Origin of the sequence: Aquimarina sp. AU58, from assembly GCF_900312745.1 — a bacterium.
GTDB lineage: Bacteria > Bacteroidota > Bacteroidia > Flavobacteriales > Flavobacteriaceae > Aquimarina > Aquimarina spinulae.
In genome coordinates this window covers 1-6,422 of sequence record NZ_OMPD01000007.1, presented here as the reverse complement: position 1 = coordinate 6,422, position 6,422 = coordinate 1, and the positions used below count along the sequence as shown (strand labels likewise).

Annotated in this window: 2 protein-coding genes; both read left to right on the top strand. The window is 42.5% G+C overall.

All coding sequences use genetic code 11. The features are described from left to right. The coding region (locus DK441_RS02660; RefSeq protein ID WP_109097361.1) for an HYR domain-containing protein at positions 1-6,078 on the top strand (6,078 nt) is incomplete at its 5' end. 76 nt (positions 6,079-6,154) lie between these two features. After that, on the top strand, positions 6,155-6,422 hold a 268-nt coding region (locus DK441_RS02655; RefSeq protein WP_160111924.1), incomplete at its 3' end, for a PorP/SprF family type IX secretion system membrane protein.

The window sequence follows — 6,422 nt, the reverse complement described above, 5'->3', positions numbered from 1 at the left end:
GGAGATACGACAGTCACCTGGACAGTCACGGATAGTTCAGGAAATACAGCTACCTGTACGCAAACCGTAACCGTAACGGATAATATTGATCCTGTAATTTCATGTCCAGCGACAGTAAATGTAAATGTTGATGCTGGTCTATGTACTGCAAGCAGTGTTACTTTAGGTACACCGACTACTTCGGATAATTGTGCAGTGGCTAGTGTAACTAATGATGCACCGGGAGTTTTCCCATTAGGAGATACGACAGTCACCTGGACAGTCACGGATAGTTCAGGAAATACAGCTACCTGTACTCAAACGGTAACGGTAACCGACAATATTGATCCTGTAATTTCATGTCCAGCGACAGTAAATGTAAATGTTGATGCTGGTCTATGTACTGCAAGCAGTGTTACTTTAGGTACACCGACTACTTCGGATAATTGTGCAGTGGCTAGTGTGACCAACGATGCACCGGGAGTTTTCCCGATAGGAGATACAACCGTCACCTGGACAGTCACGGACAGTTCTGGTAATACAGCTACCTGTACGCAAACCGTAACAGTAACCGATAACATTGATCCAACAATTAGTTGCCCAGCGACAGTAAATGTAAATGTTGATGCTGGTTTATGTACTGCCAGTAGTGTTGCTTTAGGTACACCAACTACAGGAGATAATTGCGCTGTAGCCAGTACAACCAATGATGCACCGGGAGTTTTCCCATTAGGAGATACGACAGTGACCTGGACAGTCACGGACAGTTCTGGAAATACAGCTACCTGTACTCAAACGGTAACGGTAACCGATAACATTGATCCAACGATCAGTTGTCCGGCGACAGTAAATGTCAATGTTGATGCTGGTCTATGTACTGCAAGCAGTGTTACTTTGGGTACCCCGACTACTTCGGATAATTGTGCAGTAGCTAGTGTGTCTAATGATGCACCGGGAGTTTTCCCGATAGGAGATACGACAGTCACCTGGACAGTCACGGACAGTTCTGGTAATACAGCTACCTGTACGCAAACCGTAACGGTAACCGACAATATTGATCCAACCATCAGTTGTCCGGCAACAGTAAATGTCAATGTTGATGCTGGTTTATGTACTGCAAGCAGTGTTACTTTAGGTACACCGACTACTTCGGATAATTGCGCTGTAGCCAGTACAACCAACGATGCACCGGGAGCTTTCCCATTAGGAGATACGACAGTCACCTGGACAGTCACGGATAGTTCAGGAAATACAGCGACTTGTACTCAAACCGTAACGGTAACCGACAATATTGACCCAACAATCAGTTGCCCAGCTACCGTAAATGTTAATGTAGACGCTGGTTTATGTACCGCGAGTAGTGTTGCTTTAGGTACACCGACCACTTCAGATAATTGTGCAGTAGCTAGTGTAACTAATGATGCACCAGCAACCTTCCCACTAGGAGATACTACAGTGACCTGGACAGTCACGGACAGTTCTGGTAATACAGCTACCTGTACCCAAACGGTAACGGTAATAGATAATATTGATCCAACGATAATATGTGCAGCAGATGTAAGTGTGAATGTAAACCTTGGAAGCTGTATCGCAACAGGGGTTACTTTAGTTACCCCAACAATTTCTGATAATTGTACGGTAGTAAGTACTACTAATGATTCTCCGGGCACTTTTCCGGTAGGAGATACGACAGTCACCTGGACAGTCACGGACAGTTCTGGTAATACAGCGACCTGTATGCAAACGGTAACGGTAATAGATAATATTGATCCAACGATCAGTTGTCCGGCGACAGTAAATGTAAATGTTGATGCTGGTTTATGTACTGCGAGCAGTGTTGCTTTAGGTACCCCGACCACTTCAGATAATTGCACGATAGCCAGTGTAATTAACGATGCACCGGGAGCCTTCCCGGTAGGAGATACGACAGTGACCTGGACAGTCACGGACAGTTCAGGAAATACAGCGACCTGTACCCAAACGGTAACGGTAACAGACAATATTGATCCTGTAATTTCATGTCCTGCTACGGTAAATGTCAATGTTGATGCTGGTTTATGTACTGCAAGCAGTGTTACTTTGGGTACCCCGACTACTTCAGATAACTGTGCAGTAGCTAGTGTAACTAATGATGCACCGGGAATTTTCCCATTAGGAGATACGACAGTGACCTGGACAGTCACGGATAGCTCTGGAAATACAACTACTTGTACGCAAACGGTAACAGTAACGGATAATATTGATCCAACCATCAGTTGCCCAGCCACGGTAAACGTTAATGTTGATGCTGGTCTATGTACTGCGAGCAGTGTTGCTTTAGGTACACCGACCACTTCAGATAATTGTGCAGTAGCGAGTGTAACTAATGATGCACCGGGAGTTTTCCCATTAGGAGATACTACGGTAATCTGGACAGTCACGGATAGTTCTGGAAATACAACTACTTGTACGCAAACGGTAACCGTAACGGATAATATTGATCCGGTAATTTCATGTCCTGCTACGGTAAATGTCAATGTTGATGCTGGTCTATGTACTGCAAGCAGTGTTACTTTAGGTACACCAACTACAGGAGATAATTGCGCTGTAGCCAGTACAACCAATGATGCACCGGGAGTTTTCCCGATAGGAGATACGACAGTCACCTGGACAGTCACGGATAGTTCTGGTAATACAGCGATCTGTACTCAAACCGTAACCGTAACAGACAATATTGATCCAACCATCAGTTGTCCAGCAACGGTAAATGTCAATGTTGATGCTGGTTTATGTACTGCAAGTGGAGTTACTTTGGGTACACCAACGACTTCAGATAATTGTGCAGTGGCTAGTGTAACCAACGATGCACCGGGAGTTTTCCCACTGGGAGATACGACAGTCACCTGGACAGTCACGGATAGTTCAGGAAATACAGCTACCTGTACGCAAACCGTAACGGTAACCGACAATATTGACCCAACAATTAGTTGCCCAGCAACGGTAAATGTCAATGTTGATGCTGGTCTATGTACTGCAAGTGGAGTTACTTTGGGTACACCAACGACTTCAGATAATTGTGCAGTGGCTAGTGTGACCAACGATGCACCGGGAGTTTTCCCATTAGGAGATACGACAGTCACCTGGACAGTCACGGATAGTTCAGGAAATACAACTACTTGTACGCAAACCGTAACGGTAACCGATAATATTGATCCTGTAATTTCATGTCCAGCCACCGTAAATGTCAATGTTGATGCAGGCTTATGTACTGCAAGTGGAGTTACTTTAGGTACACCAACGACTTCAGACAATTGTGCAGTAGCTAGTGTGTCTAATGATGCACCGGGAGTTTTCCCACTGGGAGATACGACAGTCACCTGGACAGTCACGGATAGTTCAGGAAATACAGCGACTTGTACTCAAACCGTAACGGTAACCGACAATATTGACCCAACAATTAGTTGCCCAGCAACGGTAAATGTCAATGTTGATGCTGGTCTATGTACTGCAAGTGGAGTTACTTTGGGTACACCAACGACTTCAGATAATTGTGCAGTAGCTAGTGTGACCAACGATGCACCGGGAGTTTTCCCATTAGGAGATACGACAGTCACCTGGACAGTAACGGATAGTTCAGGAAATACAACTACCTGTACTCAAACCGTAACGGTAACCGATAATATTGATCCGGTAATTTCATGTCCAGCCACAGTAAATGTAAATGTTGATGCTGGTTTATGTACTGCAAGCAGCGTTGCTTTAGGTACCCCGACCACTTCAGATAATTGTGCCGTGGCGAGTGTAACTAATGATGCACCTGGAGTTTTCCCATTAGGAGATACGACAGTGATCTGGACGGTAACGGATAGCTCTGGTAATACAACAACGTGTACACAGATCGTAACGGTAACAGATAATGAAGCTCCGGTAGCTAATGTTATTCCATTACCTGATGTAATAGGTGAGTGTAGCGCTACAGCCATAGCTCCAACAGCGACAGATAATTGTGGAGGAATAATAACCGCAACTACTACTGACCCTACAAATTATACAGTAATCGGAACATATACGATTACCTGGACTTATGATGATGGAAATGGCAATACAAGCCAACAAACACAAACGGTAATAGTACAAGACACAGGAATTCCGGTTCCTGATGTTAATCCATTACCTGATGTAGTAGGGGAGTGTAGTGCAACAATAACTACTATCCCAACGGCTACAGATGGATGCGGAGGAGTTGTAACAATAAATGGAACAACTACAGATCCTTTAACATATACAACACAAGGAACCTTTACGGTGACCTGGACTTATGACGATGGTAATGGTAATGTAGTTCAACAGACACAAACTGTTATTGTTGATGATACCACCGATCCTACAATAGTATGTCCTGCGGATGTAGTGAGCGTTAATGTAGATGCAGGTCTGTGTACTGCAAGTAGTGTTTCTTTAGGTACCCCGACCACTTCAGATAACTGTACAGTTGCTAGTGTAACCAACGATGCACCGGGAGTTTTCCCATTAGGAAATACAACAGTGACTTGGACAGTAACCGATGGTTCTGGTAATACAGCGACCTGTACTCAAACAGTAACGGTAACCGATAATATTAATCCAACGATAGTGTGCCCAGCAGATGTGAGTGTCAATGTAGATGCGGCAAGTTGTGTAGCGACAGGAGTTGCTCTTGTTACCCCAACAACTTCAGATAATTGTTCAGTTGTCAGTACGGTTAGTGATGCACCGGCGATTTTCCCATTAGGAGATACGACCATAACCTGGACAGTCACGGACAGTTCAGGAAATACAGCTACCTGTACACAAACTGTAACTGTAATAGATAATATAGATCCGGTAGTTACCAATTGCCCATCAGATATAGTTCAGACAGCAATTGCTAATACGTGTAATGCTGTTGTTAGCTGGACACCACCTACTGCGACCGATAATTGTACGGATCCATTAATTGTTAGTAGTACACATAACCCTGGTGATGCATTTCCGGTAGGAACAACTACAGTGACTTATACATTTAGTGACGTTTCTGGAAATAGTGACACTTGTACTTTTGATATAACTGTACCGACCGTAACAATTGCTAATAATGATATTGTAGTTATTAATGGAAGTATAGGAGGTAGCTCTGCAAATGTTGTAGATGCTAATGATCTGCTAGATTGTAATCCCACTACATTAGGAACAAATGTTGTTATAACGACAGTTATAGATTCTGATTCTGGTGATGGAGTTAGTCTAGATCCAACAACAGGAATAATAACAGTATTGCCAAATACAACACCGGGAGAATATACTATAAATTATACCTTGTGTAGTGTTACTACCCCTGTGGTATGTGATGATGCTATAGTAGTTATTACGGTAGCAGTTGCAAATGATATTTCTAATCTGGCATTAACTAAGACGGCCTCATATGTAGATGCAAATGGAGATGATCTACCTAATGCAGGAGATGAAATACGATATACCTTTACTATAGAAAACAGAGGTAATGTAGATATTACTAATATTATTCTTAATGACCCATTGCCAGGAGTTGAAGTAGTAGGTGGCCCGATCGATTTAGTTGCAGGAGAAACAGATACGGATAGTTTTACAGCAACTTATATTCTAACAGAAGAAGATATACGTTCTGGTAGTGTGTCTAACCAGGCTACTGTGACTGGACAGAATCCAGATGGTTTGGATGTATCTGATATATCTGATGACCCATTAAATGATACCAATATTGATTTAGATAATGATGGTGATTTTGAAGACGAGACTGTATTTGTAATTCAAGAAGAAGAGATCATTATATATACAGGAATTACTGCTAATGGAGATGGTGTTAATGATGAGTTTAGGATCATGGGACTAAGCGATTTTCCTAAAAACACATTACAAATATATAATCGTTGGGGCGTTAAGGTGTTTGAACAGGATGGATATGAACAACCAGGTGTGAGGTTTTTCAAAGGAATTTCTAGTGGAAGACAAACTATAAATGGAAAAGAAGAATTACCTGTCGGAACATATTATTATGTCCTGGAATATGAAAATGCTAGTGGAGTCCAAAAGTCTAGAGCTGGATATTTATATATTAACAGATAATCAATCAAAATTTAGATCCTACGAGTATTACTATACCTACTCGTGGGGGTAAATTAAAATAGTTCTACTAAAGCGGATGAAAAAAATAAAGATAATAGTTGTGACAGCGTTTTTGAGCATTACGTTTTTTGCCAGTTATGCACAACAAGATGCTCAGTACACTCAGTATATGTATAACACGATAAGTGTAAACCCTGCCTATGCAGGTAGTCGAGGTGTACTAAGTATTATGGGTCTTCATCGTAGTCAATGGGTTGGTTTAGATGGAGCACCCCGAACCCAGACACTTACCTTTAACACTCCTATTGGGGGTAATGATCGAGTTGGTTTAGGTCTATCTATAG